This window comes from Brachybacterium paraconglomeratum (assembly GCF_003994255.1).
Lineage (GTDB): Bacteria > Actinomycetota > Actinomycetes > Actinomycetales > Dermabacteraceae > Brachybacterium > Brachybacterium conglomeratum.
Window position 1 is genome coordinate 1 of the sequence record NZ_ML133855.1, and the last position, 16,292, is coordinate 16,292.

The 16,292-nt window shown below is 70.4% G+C and carries 14 protein-coding genes; 10 read left to right on the forward strand and 4 right to left on the reverse strand.

Annotated elements, in window-relative coordinates; all coding sequences use genetic code 11:
- From DS079_RS09025 to DS079_RS09045, 5 genes are all read left to right on the forward strand, one after another.
- A partial coding sequence (locus DS079_RS09025) for a hypothetical protein (RefSeq protein WP_206516155.1) occupies positions 1-3,398 on the forward strand: 3,398 nt, incomplete at its 5' end.
- Positions 3,399-3,417: 19 nt separating this feature from the next.
- On the forward strand, positions 3,418-4,341 hold the full coding sequence (locus DS079_RS09030; RefSeq protein WP_164736176.1) for a DUF4240 domain-containing protein: 924 nt from the start codon (positions 3,418-3,420) through the stop codon (positions 4,339-4,341).
- Between the two features lie 859 nt (positions 4,342-5,200).
- Positions 5,201-5,536 carry a substrate-binding domain-containing protein gene (locus tag DS079_RS17740; RefSeq protein ID WP_126986733.1) on the forward strand — a complete coding sequence of 112 codons (336 nt, stop codon included), beginning with the start codon at positions 5,201-5,203 and terminating at the stop codon, positions 5,534-5,536.
- 34 nt (positions 5,537-5,570) lie between these two features.
- The gene (locus DS079_RS09040; protein WP_126986735.1) at positions 5,571-6,170 is read left to right on the forward strand and encodes a hypothetical protein; all 600 of its coding nucleotides are present in this window, start codon (positions 5,571-5,573) and stop codon (positions 6,168-6,170) included.
- A gap of 122 nt (positions 6,171-6,292) precedes the next feature.
- The gene (locus DS079_RS09045; RefSeq protein WP_126986737.1) at positions 6,293-7,150 is read left to right on the forward strand and encodes a sugar phosphate isomerase/epimerase family protein; all 858 of its coding nucleotides are present in this window, start codon (positions 6,293-6,295) and stop codon (positions 7,148-7,150) included.
- Positions 7,151-7,206: 56 nt separating this feature from the next.
- Here DS079_RS09045 and DS079_RS17080 read toward each other — a convergent pair whose 3' ends face one another.
- Complete coding sequence (locus DS079_RS17080; protein ID WP_010549287.1) at positions 7,207-7,374, reverse strand: hypothetical protein; 168 nt, start codon at positions 7,372-7,374, stop codon at positions 7,207-7,209.
- A gap of 213 nt (positions 7,375-7,587) precedes the next feature.
- Here DS079_RS17080 and DS079_RS09050 point away from each other — a divergent pair, with 213 nt between their 5' ends.
- Positions 7,588-8,073 (forward strand): hypothetical protein, encoded by a 486-nt coding sequence (locus DS079_RS09050; protein ID WP_126986739.1) that lies wholly within the window; start codon positions 7,588-7,590, stop codon positions 8,071-8,073.
- Positions 8,074-8,100: 27 nt separating this feature from the next.
- On the opposite strand, the gene DS079_RS09055 is transcribed toward DS079_RS09050, so the two are convergent.
- Positions 8,101-9,600 carry a hypothetical protein gene (locus tag DS079_RS09055; RefSeq protein WP_126986741.1) on the reverse strand — a complete coding sequence of 500 codons (1,500 nt, stop codon included), beginning with the start codon at positions 9,598-9,600 and terminating at the stop codon, positions 8,101-8,103.
- Between the two features lie 291 nt (positions 9,601-9,891).
- Here DS079_RS09055 and DS079_RS09060 point away from each other — a divergent pair, with 291 nt between their 5' ends.
- From DS079_RS09060 to DS079_RS09075, 4 genes are all read left to right on the forward strand, one after another.
- Complete coding sequence (locus tag DS079_RS09060) at positions 9,892-11,064, forward strand: Gfo/Idh/MocA family protein (protein ID WP_126986743.1); 1,173 nt, start codon at positions 9,892-9,894, stop codon at positions 11,062-11,064.
- Positions 11,065-11,069: 5 nt separating this feature from the next.
- Entirely contained in the window at positions 11,070-12,416 is a 1,347-nt protein-coding gene (locus tag DS079_RS09065; RefSeq protein ID WP_126986745.1) for a DUF993 family protein, read from the forward strand.
- On the forward strand, positions 12,413-13,294 hold the full coding sequence (locus DS079_RS09070; RefSeq protein ID WP_126986747.1) for a sugar phosphate isomerase/epimerase family protein: 882 nt from the start codon (positions 12,413-12,415) through the stop codon (positions 13,292-13,294). The genes DS079_RS09065 and DS079_RS09070 overlap by 4 nt, the downstream gene beginning before the upstream one ends.
- Before the next feature lie 321 nt (positions 13,295-13,615).
- Complete coding sequence (locus tag DS079_RS09075; protein WP_126986749.1) at positions 13,616-14,851, forward strand: multidrug effflux MFS transporter; 1,236 nt, start codon at positions 13,616-13,618, stop codon at positions 14,849-14,851.
- 110 nt (positions 14,852-14,961) lie between these two features.
- Here DS079_RS09075 and DS079_RS17615 read toward each other — a convergent pair whose 3' ends face one another.
- The gene (locus tag DS079_RS17615; RefSeq protein ID WP_164736177.1) at positions 14,962-15,072 is read right to left on the reverse strand and encodes a siderophore-interacting protein; all 111 of its coding nucleotides are present in this window, start codon (positions 15,070-15,072) and stop codon (positions 14,962-14,964) included.
- A 55-nt stretch (positions 15,073-15,127) separates the two neighbouring features.
- The gene (locus tag DS079_RS09080; RefSeq protein ID WP_126986751.1) at positions 15,128-16,228 is read right to left on the reverse strand and encodes a LacI family DNA-binding transcriptional regulator; all 1,101 of its coding nucleotides are present in this window, start codon (positions 16,226-16,228) and stop codon (positions 15,128-15,130) included.
- Between the last annotated feature and the right edge of the window lie 64 nt (positions 16,229-16,292).

The window sequence follows — 16,292 nt, forward strand, 5'->3', positions numbered from 1 at the left end:
AGTCCCAGCCCGTCACCCGCTACACCTATGACTCGCTCTCGCGCCTGTCCACGGTGACCGATGTCCGCTCGAACCTGTCGACCACCTACACGTGGGAGGGCAGCACCACCCGGATCAAGACGATCACCCCGTCCGGGCTTGCCGGGTACACGCTGAACTACGCCGCGAACCCTGATGCGTCGGTCCCGACGCAGGTGGTCAAGAACGTCCAGCGCGGCGCGCAGACCAGCGGCGGACAGCCGGTGCAGATCGCCTCGATCGTCTACAACGTGCCTGTCTCCGGGACCGGGCTGCCGAACCTCTCCGAGGACGGGATCGCGGCGTGGGTGAAGGACGTGCCGGGCTCGGCCGAGCACCTCGGGCAGATGCCCGTGAACGGGTACGCGGTGTTCGGGCCGGACAAGCCCGTCACCGCGCTGGTCGGGACCGGGGTTGCGGCGGCGGATCTGCAGTACGCGGATCTGCAGTACATCAACTCCGAGGCCTACACGGTCAACACCGCGTCCTACGGCGCCGGGGCCTGGCAGATCACCGCGACCCGGTACGACGACCAGGGCAACGTGACCCGCGAGCTCGACGCCACCGCGATCCAGACCGCGATCGCCGACCCCAGCCTCGACGGCCCTCAGGTTGATGACCTGGGCACGCGCACCGTCTTCAACGACGAGAAGAAGGACGCCGCGGGCACGGTGATCCTGCCTGCTGGGTCCGTGGTGACAGAGACGTTCGGACCCGCACGCACGGTGATGCTCGCCGACGGCACCACGGACAGGCTGCGCCCCCACACCCTCACGACGTACGACGAGGGCGCACCGAACGGTGGGGTGAATCCCGCGACCGGGCAGGCCTATGCCCTGCCGACCACCGTCACCGTGAACGCCACCGATATGAACGACGGCGTGACCACGGTGGTGGAGGAGGTCTCGAAGACCACCAACGGCTACGCCCCGATCGACGGAAAGGAGGCGGATGACCCGACCTCGGGCTGGGTCCTCGGCGTCCCGACGACCGTCGCCGACGCGGCGGGAAGAACTACGAAGCAGCGCTTCGATGCCCGCGGCAAGGTGCTCGAGACCCGTATGCCGGCCTCGAACGGCTCCGATGCCGGCACCACCAGGACGATCTACTACACCGCCGGTGCGAACTCGGCGGATGCGTCGTGCGGGGCGAGCGACCAGGCGAAGGCCTGGGCCGGCGAGCTCTGCCGCACCTATCCCGCGGCGGCGCCCAGCAGCGGCCCGACCCTGCCCTCGACGAAGGTCACCGGGTATGACTACTGGCTGGCCCCGACCACCACGGTAGAGACCTCCGGCTCCGCGACCCGCACCAGCGAGGTGAAGTACGACGCCGCGGGCCGGGCGGTGTGGGAGAAGACCTCCACCAGCGGCGTTGCCGGGTCGGTCGCGACCGAGGCAATCTTCACCCAGTACAACCCCACCACCGGCCTGGTCGACGCGGTCGGCGTCGCCGACCCGCTGGGCACCGGGATCGGCGGCGCGAAGGACACCTTCACCTACGACCTGTGGGGCAAGGAGACCAGCTACACCAACCAGCTGGGCGAGAAGACCTCCACCAGCTACGACACCGCCGCGCGCGTCACCTCGATCGCGGACCCGAAGGGCACCACGACCTTCGCCTACGACGGCACTGACGCGAACGGGAAGCCCGAACGCCGCGGCGTGGTCACGACGCAGAAGGTCACCCGGACCGGCGCCGAGGTCCTCACCTACACCGCGGCCTATGACCCCAGTGGTGCGATGACGACGGAGAAGCTGCCCGGCGGCATCACCGTCTCCCATCACGTGGACGAGGCCGGGGAAGAGGTGGGACTGACCTACGCGGGACAGCTCACCGACCCCGAGACGGGCGATGTCACCTCGGGGGACTGGATCGCGTGGTCCCAGACCAACGACATCCTCGGCCGGGTCCGCACCGACCAGACCACGTTCGCCTCCGCCATCGCGACCACCGCCGGGATCCTCCCCGACGGCGGCACCACCGACGGGGAGATGACCGAACCGACCGGCGGGAACCCGCTGGACTTCGACCACCGCTTTACCTATGACAAGTCCGGGAACCTCGCCAAGGTCGAGGACCTCACCGGCACCCCGGTCGAGGGCAGCGACGTCAGCCCCTACACGGTGCGGGACTACACCTTCACCACCAACGGCGCCCGCGCCACGCTGAAGGAGACGATCCGGGCCGACGGCACCCCCACCGGCACCGCCACCACCGGCATCGACCAGACCCTGACCTACGACACCGCCGACCGGCTCACCGGCGGCTACGTCTACGACCCGCTCGGCCGGCAGACGACCCTCCCCGCAGCCCACGCCCCGAACCCCGCCGGTGGCGACGTGCAGCTGGGGTACTTCGATGACGACCTTCCCCAGAAGGTCGCCCAGGACGGCACCACCACGACCTTCACCCTGGACGTAGCCAAGCGGCGCCTGGTCCAGGCGAGCGACACGGGCGGGGAGGTGACGACCACGACCCGGCACTACACCGACTCCTCCGACAACCCCTCCTGGATCGAGACGAAGAGGCCCGACGGGTCCACCGAGACCCTCCGCTACACCAGCTCCATCAGCGGAGACCTCGGCGCCAGCATCGCCACTGACGGCGGCGTCTCCCTCATGCTCCCCAACATCCACGACGACATCACCACCACCATCCCGATTCCCGCCGGCACCCCCGCCACCACGGCAGCAACCACCATCGCCGGCTGGTCCAGCTACACCGAATACGGCACCCCCATCGACCCCGCTCAGACAGAGACCGTCGGCACCAGCGCCGGCTACGGCTGGCTCGGAGCCAAGGAACGCTCCACCACCGCCGAGACAGCGAACCTCACCCTCATGGGCGTCCGCTACTACAATCGGATCACTGGATCATTTACCAGCCCAGACCCAATCCCGGGTGCGAACGCCACCGCCTACAACTATCCCACGGACCCCATTAACTTCGACGACACCTCCGGAGAGCGTCCAAGAATGCGGCACGACGGAGGGGGAATCGGCGGAAGTGCCGGCGGCGGCAGAAGAGTCGGCGGAGGGAAAGTAGCTGTAAGGGTCCCTCTCTATGGGAAAGCTTCCTATGCGCGAGCAAACAAGGCCTTTGACGTTCCGAAACAGTCCGGCGTGTATGTAGTCCATTTCAAGAGCGGCCACAAGTATGTTGGGCGCAGCAACAACATGTACCGACGCATTGGTGAGCATCAGAACCGCGGGAAGTTTGATAAGCATGGCGGGATCTCCAAGATCACCTTCTCCAAGAAGAAGACGTCAAAGTCGCTGCGACAGCAAGAGAACGATGCGTACTGGTATTGGCGAGGAGTCGTTGGAGAAGATAAAATGGACAACATCATCAAGCCCTGTCGGCACAGACAGTGCCGTTAACTCTGTGAAAGGTGGGGGAATGTCCGAAGACGACTTCTGGAATCTTATCGCCGACGCTAGCGAGCGGGGCAAGCTAAGTATGCAGAAGCTTGAGAATTGCTTGGAGCGCCTCCCGGACGAGCAGATCATCGAGTTCGATGGCCATCTAATTGATCGGATCGACGAACTCGACATCGACCGTTGCTTGAAGGCGCTCCAACGTAATCCCGAGGTCGAACAGTCGATGTCCGACGACGGGCTCGAGTACCTGCTCTCTGGTGTGATCTCTCGGGGGCGAGAAGTGTTCGAGGAAGTGCGTCGTGATGCCAGTGTGCTCGAATCTGGCCAGTGGTTCGAGCATGAAGACCTGCTTCATGTCGCGTCAGAGTTGATCGAGGCCCGCGAGGATTCGCCGCAAACAGCAACCTCGAGACGGGGGACTGTCAGTTCTCCGGCCCGAGTATTTAGTGAGCGCTATCCGGTTCCGCCGAAAGATCTCGAAACGGACTTCCCGGCGGACACCTTCGGATGGATCCTAGCCGATGTTCAAGATGCCAGCTTCCCGGCGATCGAAGAGCTAGTTTACAATGGCGGGTCGTTCGCGATCTACCCCGAAAGTGACAGTGATTCTGTGCGATCTGCGTTCGCGGGGCCCGCCGATGCCGCCTGCGAAAAATTGCGATCAGCTATCGATTTTAGGGAGATTCCCGGGCTTGTTCTAAATATAAGTATCACAGTCGGCGATCAATCATACGGACCTGAGGTTCGGCCGATTTGCTCGAGGAACGGCCCATTTGACCTTCGGCCTGGGGTGGCAATTGGGATAGATCGGCGGTCCCTCCCTAAGTCAGAGTCCCCTGAGCTAGATATCTTAGGCGCCTCGGTAGTCTTCGATGCACTTGAGGTATATTTCGCGGGCCATGCGCAAGAACTCGCCGCCATATCTCTCCTGCGAGGTTCTTGATCAGGTCTACCGACAGTAATTGGCCAATGACTGATGTTTAACTGTCTTCAGTCGTAACGTCCCAGTACATAGCGCGACTCCTCTTAAGTGAGACTTCGGGGTTCTCCACTGAATATCGGTACGAGCCCTGGCAGGAAGGTGCACTGCGATAGGTCGCCGTTTGTGTGCCACTCGTCGGACCATCGGCCAATAGACGGCCCACTCCGGGGCGGTGCGGAAGACGGCTATCGTCGCAGGATGAGGGTGATGAAGCGGTTGCGTGAGCAGGAGGAGTGACCTGCTCAGCCCGCAGCCGAGCCTCCAGCCGGACCTGGGGCCGTCGCAGCGGGCAATCGATGCGGGATGCAAAGCCTTCGCAGGACGAGCAACCTCCGGGTTCACTCAGGGCCGCGATGTCCTCGTGACGCACAGGGGAGAAGTCCCGGAAAGCTCTCTTCTCTAGCGCCTTAACGGCGAACCTGCGAGCCCCCGGATCGATGGCCGCGTCTTCTGCATCGATGTCTGCTTCCCGACGATCTCTCCCGACGCAGTCTCCGACGAACTCGGCCCGGGGGTGAGCTGAGGTCGGGTTGACGCTCTCTGGGGGTGGTGGCGTGGTGCAAACCGCGCGCCGTTGGCTGGCTGCCACCGCTGCTGGCCGAGAGGGCAGGCGCATAGTTTGCACGCGGGGGTTACGGCCGAGACGTTCACACCGGTTTCCCCGATGGGCACTGAAGGGCCCCGCTCGATGAACGGCGGCGTGAGGCGTAACCGAATAGCCCCATTGGGGTATACCCCAACGAGACACTTGAGCCTGGACGTGCCCACGGTTCCCGTTAGGGTCCTTCGCCGTGATTTCGGGACAGATCTGTCCAGGTAAGTGCGTCGGCCACTTCAATGCGACAGGCTGCGTTATCGCGGGTCGAGTGAACCCGCTTCACGCGCTCGCACCTGCCTGCCGGCGAGGAAGTGCTGGCCGCGGGCGCCCGCGGTCGATGGGATCCTCTGCGCGTCTGGCGGCGGAACCGCGCCCGTGCTGCGCTCCGCGCGCCGGGCCGGGCGCTCCGTGCCGGGTGAGACCCCTGTAGCCGGCATCGACGACGCGTCCGCCGCCCTGGACCCGCCGCTGAACAGCTTGCGCCCACCGAGCCTCGTCGTGTGCGAGTCTACGGCGGTGCCGGCCGACGGGGCGGGGCACGCGCGGAGGGACGGGTGATGACAGCGACGAACACGGCTCTGAAGGTGGGGCGATGACGGCCGTCGGCGGATCCGGCGCCCGCGACGAGCCGAGCCCTGCGGGCCGGCGCGCCCCGCTGCAGCTGCGGGTCGGCGGGGCGAGCAGGGAGGAGCTGCACACCCGGCTCGCGAAGCTCGGCATCCAGCTGAACGACGGCGCGCGCACGCTTCTCGAGGATTCGTGCTTCGACACCCGCGCACCGGAGACGCTCGAGGTCGTGCAGCGCAGCCTCCAGCAGCTCGGCCTCGCCTCAGGCGGCACCCTCCCGCAGATCACCGCTGCGGCACGGGCGCAGGGTCTCGCCCCGCTGCCGCCGGACGCCGGCCCTTACCTCCGCCTCGCCATCACGGACCAGGGGCAGGCCCCGGACTCGATCCTCTCCGCTGGGAGGGCACCGACCGGCGCCGTGCACGTCCACTCCGTACCTCTCCGCGCGGACCACGACTACCCCAAGGGCTTCTATCTGCGTGTCGTCGACGGCGTCACCTGGCTGCGGGCCTTTCGCTGCGACGACGAGTACGTGTGGCCGGCCGACGCCGTCCTCGCCCTGCGGGCCCCCGAGGGGGGAGGGGTCCCCGCGTCATCTGACCGCGAGGCGGTGCCTGAGTGCTGAGCGCACCGCGGCGTCCGCCCGAGCGGCGGCGCCTGAACGCACCGCGGCACCCTGCCGTCCCACCCCGTGGACGAAGTGGCCCAGATCACCGCCCCACGCCGTTCCTCTCCTAGGCTTCGAGAATGTTCTCCTGCCTGTCGCCCGGAGCGCTGGGGCTCCCCCTGGACCACACCGCCGCCATCGATCTCGCGCTCGCGCACGGCTTCGGGGGCGTGGACCCCGACCCCGAGCACTTCCGCACCCTCCTGGCCGACGGCGGCCTCGAGGCGGTCTCCGCCCACGGTGCCGCCCTGCGGGCGAAGGGCCTGCAGTGGGGGATGGCCGGTCTCCCGATCGCGCTGGACGCCTCGGCAGAGGAGTTCCGCGCCGCCCTCGGCTCCCTGCCCGACGCCCTCGGGCTGCTCACCGCCGCCGGGGTCACCGCGGTCGGCACCTGGATCCGCCCCATGCACCGGACCCTCGACCACGCCGCCAACTGGCGTCTGCACGCCGGACGGCTCTCCCTGGTCTCCGAGATCCTCGCCGACCACGGGTTGCGGCTCGGGCTGGAGTACATCGGGCCGAAGACCATCTGGTCCACTGAGCGTCACCCCTTCGTCCACGACATCACCGACGCCCGTGCCCTCATCGCCGAGACCGGCGCGAGCAACATCGGCCTGATCCTCGACAGCTATCACTGGTACACCGCCGGGGAGACCCCCGAGGACCTCACCGGCCTCGCCGCCTCCGACATCGTCTCCGTCGACATCAACGACGCCCGCCCGGACCGGGCGCGTGACGAGCAGATGGACCTCGACCGCCGCCTGCCCTACGACACCGGGGTGATCGACCTCGACGGGTTCATGGGAGCGATCCGCACCGCCGGGTACACCGGCCCCGTGAAGGTCGAGCCGTTCATGAAGAGCCTCGCCGAGCAGCCCGTCGACGAGGTCCTCGCCGACATCTCCTCCCGCCTGGACCGGGCGATCACCGGCGCCTGAGCCGGATCGTCGGCTCGCGTCGACCGGAGCGCCGGCCCGTTTCCGGCGCGGACGGACTATGCCCAGGGCTCGAGCTCGTCCTCGCGGAAGTAGAGCTGCTGGCTGCCGCCGAAGCGCACCAGGATCGTGCCGTCGTCCTCGCGGAAGTACACGACGGTCCCGTACTGGTGCTGCATGGGGCCGTCCGTCGCGCGGACCCCGTCCCCGATGCTGAAGCTCGACATGGTGCTCTCCTCCGTGGTCGCGCGCCCGAGGGCCGGGCAGGTCGCTCTGCTCGCCCCCAGCCTCTCGCGCCGGGAGCGACGCCGCCAGGGCCGAATGTCATCGGGCCTCGCCCCGCTCCTGACCACGTCGACCGGAGGGGACGCTGGGGTCCGTGCCACATCCGGCCGTGATCGCGCGATGCCGCAGGGGCGCCGAGGCGCAGGATGGGAGACATGACCGAGCCGTCCGCCGCCGCGCCCGCGAGCCCCGCACGCACAGACCTGCCCTTCCGTCTGCTCGCCCTCGTCTGGGTGATCGCCGGCGGGCTCACTGCGGCGGTCACCGGTCCGCTCGGCCTCGAGCACGGCTCCTGGTCCGCGGCCTTCCAGGTGCTCGTCGGCGGCGTGCTGCAGGGAGTGCTCGGCATCGCGCAGCACGGCCTCGCCGCCCGGGCCCCCGGCCGCGGCGTGCTCCTGGCCGAGCTGCTCACCTGGAACCTCGGCGGCCTCGCCGTGATCGGCGGGACCGTGCTCGGGGCGCCGCTGCTGGTCGACGCGGGCGGCGCGCTGCTGGTGGTGACGATGATGCTGATGCTCCGCGCCGTCGGACGCCGGGCCGGCGGGCCCACCTGGCTGCTGTGGGTGTTCCGCGCCGCGCTGGTGCTGACCGCGCTGTCGATCCCCGTCGGGCTCGTCCTCGCCCACCTCCGCGCCGCCTGACCCGGACCGGCCCGGCCGGCGCAGTGGCTACTGGTACGAGACGAACCAGGGGCGCGGCTCCAGGGCGTAGGTCTCCTCCGGGGTGAACATCGGGGTGTCCTCGTCGTGGAAGTTCTTCCACGCCATGAAGATTCCGCCCGGCAGGTCCTGCTGGAGCGCGTTCCAGGTGGCGAGCTTGTCCTCGGGGGTGCCGTGCCCGTCGGCGTGCAGGGTGATCGCGAGCTCGGGACGGGAGGTGTCCACGTCCTGACGGTCCGAGATCATCGAGAGGTTGAACTGGTGCAGGATCAGCACCTTCTGCGGCAGGCCGTGCTCCGCGGTGAGATCCGCGAGCCAGGTCGAGACCTCGTTGATCTCCGCCGCGGTGACCGAGCCGATCTGCTCGAGATGCTTCTGCCCCGGCTCCAGCCGCCACTCGGCATCCAGCGCCAGGCCGACGTGCGGGGCGGTCAGCAGCTCCTCGTAGAGCTTCGCCTGGGTGAGGAAGTCGGTGGTGCCCGGCTGCAGGTCCAGCACCACGTACACCCCGGCCTCGCCCGCCGCATCGACCCACTCGCGCAGGCCCTCGACGCCCAGCTCGGAGGAGAAGTCCCCGTCGCCGCCCGGCTCCGAGGAGGCGATCGTCGTGATGATCTCGAGGGCGGGGACGACCGGCTCCTCGGCGAGCCCGTCGTACTCGGCGACCATCTCCTTGACCCGTTCGAGGGTCTGCTCGAGGTCCTGCTCGCCGAGGATCCCGAGCGAGGGCACGGCGGGGGAGCCGTAGGCCGCGATCATGCGCCGGCCGGGGAAGGCGGTGATGCCGCCGCCGGGCAGCTCTGTCGTCGTCGCCGTCCGGCCCAGCGCCTCCACCAGCGACGAGGCGTCCCCGAAGGAGTCGCCGAGCGCGAGTGCGCCCACCGAGGCGTCCTCGCCGGCCGCCTCCTTCGCCGCGGCGACGCTCTCGCTGCTGCGGCCGACGTCCCCGCCGGGCGTCTCGACGACGGAGCCGCCCGCGGCCGTCACCACGGCGCTCGCGAGCGCCTGCGCGGGCGAGGCCGCCTCCGGGTCGATCAGCAGCGTCACGGCGGCGGTCGCCTCCCCGGCGGAGACCTTCGGGAGGTCGGGGTTCTCGGCGGAGGGGTCGATCTCGACGACCTCCCGACCGCCCCCGAGATCGCCGGGATCGACGCCCGCCGGGACGACGAGGGTGCCGGCGCCGAGCCGGTCGATCTCATCGGCGACCGCCTGGTCGATGCCCGCCAGCACCGGGGCGGGGAAGCCCTCGAGCGTCGGCAGCAACGCCTCGAGCGAGGCCTCGTCGGCGAGGACGGCGACGTCCGAGGAGGTGAACAGTGCCGCGCTCAGGGCGGCGGACGCCGCAGTGAGATCGTCGCCCGGCAGCACCGTGGTCTCGGGGGGCTCGGTGCGCTCGACGGAGAGATCGCCCCCGGTGCAGGCCGCGAGGCCGCCCGCGAGCGCGAGCACCGTCGCGCCCGCGAACGTTCGCCGGGTGATGATCGCCGGTCGTCGGTCTCGTGCTGTCACGGCCGTGACCTCCTCTGCGATGTGGGCGAATGCCGGCGATCGGGCCGGCCCGAGCCCGGGCCGGTGCGTTCGCATGGTGCCCATGCTGTCAGAGCCGCGGAGCGGCCGATGGCACGGAGATCCCCGTGTCGGATCTCCCCGGCTGGTCGTCGTTCCTCGCTGCGGACCCGATGCGGTCGGCACGCGCTTGCCCGACCGTGATGCTCCGTGGTCTAATCAATCAAGACGGAAAGCGGTTGCCGCCGCAGGGGTTGCGAGTGCGGCCCAAGGACCTCGAAGGAGAGCAGCCACATGGCAGAACGCAGGATCGGCATCATCGTCAACGGCGCGACTGGGCGCATGGGCTACCGCCAGCACCTGGTCCGCTCCCTCCTCGCCATCCGCGATCAGGGCGGCGTCGAGATCGCCGACGGAGACCGGCTGGTGCCGGACCTGCTGCTCGTCGGCCGCAACGAGGAGAAGCTGCGCACGATTGCCGAGCGCCACGACCTGAAGAACTGGACCACCGACGTCGACGAGGCGCTCGCGAATCCGGACTACGAGGTCTACTTCGACGCGCTGGTGACGAACCTGCGGGTGGCGAACCTGAAGAAGGCGATCTCCGCCGGCAAGGCGATCTACACCGAGAAGCCCACCGCCGAGTCCTTCGAGGACGCGCTCGAGCTCGCCCGCCTGGCGAAGGGGGCCGGGGTCGTGAACGGCGTCGTCCACGACAAGCTCTACCTCCCCGGCCTGCTCAAGCTGCGCCGCCTGATCGACTCCGGCTTCTTCGGCGAGATCCTCTCCGTGCGCGGCGAGTTCGGCTACTGGGTCTACGAGGGCGACTGGCAGAGTGCCCAGCGCCCCTCCTGGAACTACCGCTCCGAGGACGGCGGCGGCATCGTCGCGGACATGTTCCCGCACTGGAACTACGTCATCGAGGAGCTCTTCGGCCGCATCGAGGACGTCTACGCCCAGACCGCCACGCACATCGGGACGCGCTGGGACGAGCAGGGCCAGGAGTACACCGCCACCGCCGACGACGCCGCCTACGGCGTCTTCCGCCTCGAGGGCGGCGCCGTCGTGCAGATGAACTCCAGCTGGGACGTGCGCGTCCACCGCGACGAGCTCGTCGAGTTCCAGGTCGACGGCACCAAGGGCTCGGCCGTCGTGGGCCTCCACGGCGCGCGCATCCAGCCGCGCGAGGCGACCCCGAAGCCCGTGTGGAACCCCGACGTCAAGGATCCCCACAACTACTACGACGACTGGATCGAGGTCCCTGACAACGCCGGGCCCGACGGCTTCGACAACGGCTTCAAGGTGCAGTGGGAGGACTTCCTGCGCCATGTGGCAGGCGCTGAGGAGGGTTCCGACTATCCGTACGACTTCCTCTCCGGCGCGCGCGGCGTGCGGCTGGCAGAGGCCGGCCTCGCCAGCTCGGCGGAGGGTCGCCGCATCTCCCTGGACCCGCTGACGGAGGCGTGAGAGCCATGAGCGACCTGCAGCTGACCCTCCTCGGCGAGGACGGCGCCCTGCGCCGCATCCCGCTCGCCGAGGCCCCCGCCTTCGCCCGCCCCACCGCGCCGCTGCGCTCCCGCGTGGTGTACGCGGCGGTGCACGTGGTCCCGCTGGTCCACGGCGACAACACCCCCGGCGCCCCTGCCCAGATCGACTGGGATGCGACCCTCGCCTTCCGCCGCACCATGTGGTCGCGCGGGCTCGGCGTGGCCGACGCGATGGACACCGCCCAGCGCGGCATGGGCCTGGACCCCGTCGCGACCCGCGAGCTCATCACCCGCACCGCCGACGCCGCCCGCGCAGCGCTCGAGGACCCGGAGATCTCCGCCGTCTTCCCCGCCGGCGCCACGGTGAGCGACCTCGTCGTCGCCGGTGTCAACACCGATCAGCGCACTGAGCAGGAGCTCAGCCTCGACGAGATCGTCGAGGCGTACGTCGAGCAGCTCCGCGCCACCGAGCGGGCCGGCGCCGGCGCCGTGCTGATGGCCTCCCGCCACCTCGCCCGCACCGCGCGCTCCGCCGCGGACTACGAGGAGGTCTACCGTCGTGTCCTCGCCGAGGCGACCGCCCCGGTGGTCCTGCACTGGCTCGGCACCGTCTTCGACCCGCAGCTGAAGGGCTACTTCGGCAGCGACGACCCCGCCGTCGGGGCGGACGCCCTCCTGCGCATCATCGAGGAGGACCCCTCCCGCATTCGCGGCGTGAAGATGAGCCTGCTCGACGATGCTGCCGAGATCGCCGTGCGCGAGCGCCTCCCGGAGGGCGTTCGCATGCTGACCGGCGACGACTTCCACTTCTCCCACCTCATCGTCGGCGACGGCACCGTGACGACCGGGGCCGACGAGCAGCAGGTCCGTGGGGAGTACTCCGACGCGCTGCTCGGCGCCTTCGCCGCAACCGCTCCCGCCGCCTCCGCCGCCGTGCAGGCACTGGACCGCGGGGACGTGGACGAGGCGCGGCGCATCCTGGACGCCGCCGAGCAGCTGGGACGGCACGTGTTCTCCGCCCCGACCTACCACTACAAGACCGGGGTCGCGTTCCTTGCCTGGCTGAACGGCCACCAGCAGGCGTTCACGATGGTGGGCGGGATGCACTCCGCCCGCAGCCTCCCGCACCTCTCGCGCACCATCGAGCTCGCCGCCACCACCGGCAACCTCGAGGACCCGGTGCTCGCCGCCGAGCGCTGGCACGGGATGCTGCGACTGGCCGGCTACGAGATCGACTCCGCCACCGACAGCGCGGCGGACTCGGGCGGGGCGACCGCCGCGAGCGAGGACGCCGCCGCATCGCGGACCGCACGGACGGGAGACGCCGCATGACCACGCAGGCCAGCTCGACCGCCATCGACGCCGAGGCTGCCGGCACGGTGCCCCGGCTGTCCCTGAACCGCTGGACCTTCCGCACCACGCCGGTGCAGGAGTTCCTCGAGGCCACGACCTCCCGCGGCATCGAAGCCGTCGGCCTATGGCGCCAGGACGTCGAGGAGGTGGGCCTGGACGCGCTGCGCCGCCGTGTGGACGACGCCGGGCTGCGCGTCAGCTCCCTGTGCCGCGGCGGCTTCCTCACCGCCTCCGCCGAGGCGGACCGCGCCGCGGCGCTCGACGACAACCGCCGTGCGATCGATGAGACCGCCGCGCTCGGCGCCCCCACCCTGGTCATGGTCGTCGGCGGCGTGGACCGCGCCGACAAGGATATCGTCGGCGCCCGGGCCCGGGTCACCGAGGCGATCACCGAGCTCGCCCCCTACGCCGAGCAGCGCGGCGTGAGCCTCTCCCTCGAGCCGATGCACCCGATGTTCGCCGCCGACCGGGCCGTGCTCTCCACCATCGACCAGGCCCTCGACATCGCCGAGGCCTCCGGCAGCTCCGCCGTCGGCGTCGTCGTGGACACCTACCACGTGTGGTGGGACCCCTCCCTCGAGCGCGCCGTCCAGCGCGCCGCGGCCTCGGATCGTCTGCTCGCCTACCAGGTGTGCGACTGGAACCTGCCGCTCGCCGCGGAGCCGCTGCACTCCCGCGGCTACATGGGTGACGGGTTCATCGACTTCCCCGCGATCACCCGCATGATCGCTGCGACCGGCTTTACCGGCGACATCGAGGTGGAGATCTTCAACGAGAACGTGTGGGCGACGCCGGCCGAGGAATCGGCGCGGATCATCGCCGAGCGGTACCAGGAGCTCGTGCTGCCGTACGCGTGAGGCAGTGCCCGTCCGGGGCGCCTGGAACCGGGCCACCGGGAGCCGGGGTGGCCGGGCCGTGTCCTGGACGGGCGCTGGGCAGCACGGTCTGGCGATATTGCCACGTCGTGCGGCTATGCGCCCGTGCAGGACCGGATGACTCCGGAGCGCAGCGGCGGCGCGCCGACGGCAGGGGGAGGGGCAGGCAGGAGCGGGCAGGTGCACGACCAGGTGCGGGGGCCGACGCCGCCGGGGTGCCCCGTCAGGGCCTGGCTCGAGCCCGTTGCTGGTGATGGACTCGTCCGGTCCCCACCCCTTGCGCGAGGAAGGTCCCCGCCTGCCGTGACCACCACCCGTCCCGCCCCGTCCGCGCCGGCCGTCTCCCGGGCCCTGCCCTGGATCCTGCTGCTGCTGACGGTCTTCGGGCCCATCTCGATGGACCTCTACCTCCCGGCGCTGCCCGCGCTGACCCGGGAGCTCGAGGCCACCACCTCGATCGCCCAGCTCACCGTGACCGCCTGCCTGCTGGGCCTCGCCGCCGGGCAGTTGCTCGCCGGCCCCGTCTCCGACCAGCACGGACGGCGCCGCATCCTGCTGATCGGCGTCGCCGCCTATGTGCTCACCTCGACCCTGTGCGCGCTGAGCCCCAGCATCGAGGTGCTGGTCGCGGCCCGCTTCGTGCAGGGCCTCGCCGGCGGCGTCGGCATCGTCATCGCCCAGGCCGCAGGGCGCGACATCTTCGACGGCCGCGAGCTGATCCGCTTCTACGGCCGCCTCGCGGTCGCCGGGCCCACCGCCGCGATCGTCGGCCCGATGATCGGCGGGCTGCTGAACACGTTCATGGACTGGCGCGGCCTGTTCGGCTTCCTCGCCGTGGTGGGTCTCGCGCTGCTGCTCATGGCCGCGACGATGTTCACCGAGACGCTCCCGCCCGAGCGCCGCACCGCCGGCGGGCTGCGCCGCACCGGCGCCGCGCTGCGGGTGCTGGGCGCGGATCGGGTGTTCGTCGGCGCAGTCCTCTCCCAGGGCTTCGTCTACGCGGCGATCTTCTCCTATCTCGCCGGATCCACCTTCGTGCTCCAGGAGATCTACGGCCTGTCCCCGCAGTGGTACGCGGCCGCGTTCGCCCTGAACTCCGCCGGAGGAGTGTTCTTCGGCTGGCTGGGCGGCCGCACCGCCGAGCGATGGAACGTCCACGGCGCGCTGTTCCTCGGCATCGCGCTGACCGGCACCGGTTGCCTCGGCCTGCTCCTGGCGGGACTCGTGCCGATGCCGCTCGCGGCGGTGATCGCCTCGCTGTTCCTGCTCGCCTCGGGCGCGCAGTTCTCGTCCCCCGCGGGCACCACCCTCGCGCTGTCCGAGTATCCGCAGATGGCCGGCACCGCGGGCTCGATCCTCGGCACCGCCCGTTTCGGTCTCGGCGCGCTCGCCGCCCCCTTCGTAGGGATCGCCGGTTCGCTGAGCATCCTGCCGCTGGGGGTGATCACCACCGGCGCCGCAGTGCTCGCCGCGGCCGGTGCGCTGCTGACGCTGCGCCGTCGCGCCCCCGAGGACATGGTGCACGCCGCGACGGCCTGACGCCCGCGGCGCACTGAGGCGGATCCTCCGCCGCGCGGGCCGGGGAGCGGCGAGGGCGAGGCGATCGTCGGGCGTCCATCGCCCAGTGCGCCCGACGCGGGGCCCGGCGCTCAGCTCCGCTTCCAGTACGCCAGCGAGTGCACACGCTCCTTCGGCAGTCCCAGCTCGCGACGCAGCGCCCCGGTGAGCCGGCGCGTCGGCACCCCCTCGAGGGCGACCATGACGCTCGTCCCCTCGGACCTCACCTCATCCCCGAGGCGGTCATGTGTCGCCCGGTCAGCGAGGTGCGATCCCCGTCGATTCGCGCAGCGCCACGTCTCCGCGCACCCGCACCTCGCGCACCCCGTCGGCCGAAGGGTCCTCGCTGGAGCCGCTCGCGGCCTCCGCATCGTCCGCCGACCGGTGCGCGGGGGTGACGCCCTCGAGCACCCATGCCGCCGCCTGTGCGGCCATCTCCGACAGCGGCAGCGCGATCGTGGTCAGCGAGGGGTTCGCGTCCGCCGCGGCGGACACCCCGCCGAAGCCGGCGACCGCGACCTGGCCGGGCACGTCCAGGCCGCGGCGGCGCAGCTCGCCGAGCGCGCCGAGGGCCATCACGTCGGCCGGGGCGAACAGGCACAGCGGGCCCTGCCCGGAGCCGCCGGCTCCCTCGAGATGCTCCTGGATGCGGGCGGCGAGCTCGAGCCCGCCGTCGCGGGTGAGGTCCGCGGCGATGCTCAGCTCGGGCTCGATCCCCGCCTCCGTCAGCGCGGCGATGAAGCCGCTGGTGCGGGAGCCGGCCGAGGGGATGCCGGCGATGCCCTCGACCACGGCGAAGCGCCGATGGCCCTCGACGACCAGGGCGGTGGCGAGCTCGTGGGAGTCCGCGGCGTCGTCGGAGATGATCGTGCGGCCGACGCCCAGGGACTGGCCCAGCCCCACGACCTTCCCGCCGTTGCGCTCGAAGCCCTGCAGCAGCGTGCTGATCGCGGTGTCGTCCTCGGTGCCGTAGCGATGCGTGCCCACCAGCACGAGCGCGTCGACCTGCTGGGCGATCAGGGAGCGCAGCGCCCGCACCTCGGTGTCGATCCGGCGATCGGTCTGCGTGAGCAGCACCTGGGACTGCGAGGCGAACAGCTGCTGCTGGATCTCGCCCGCGATGGTCGCGAAGTACGGATCGGCGAGGTCGTGCACGACCAGTCCGATCAGCCCCGAGCGGGAGCGGGCCAGGGCCTGGGCCTGGGCGTTGGGGACGTAGCCGAGGCGGTCCGCGGAGGCGCGCACCCGTTCGGCGACCTCCTTGCCGGGCACGCGGGCCGAGCCGTTGAGGACGCGGGAGGCGGTGGCGAGCGAGACGCCCGCATCCTGGGCGACGTCGCTGAGGCGCACGGCGGGCATCGGGGGCTCCTTCGTGGTGAGGCGGTCCTCCCGTCGGCGATCGTCCGGGCGGTGCGCACCGGAG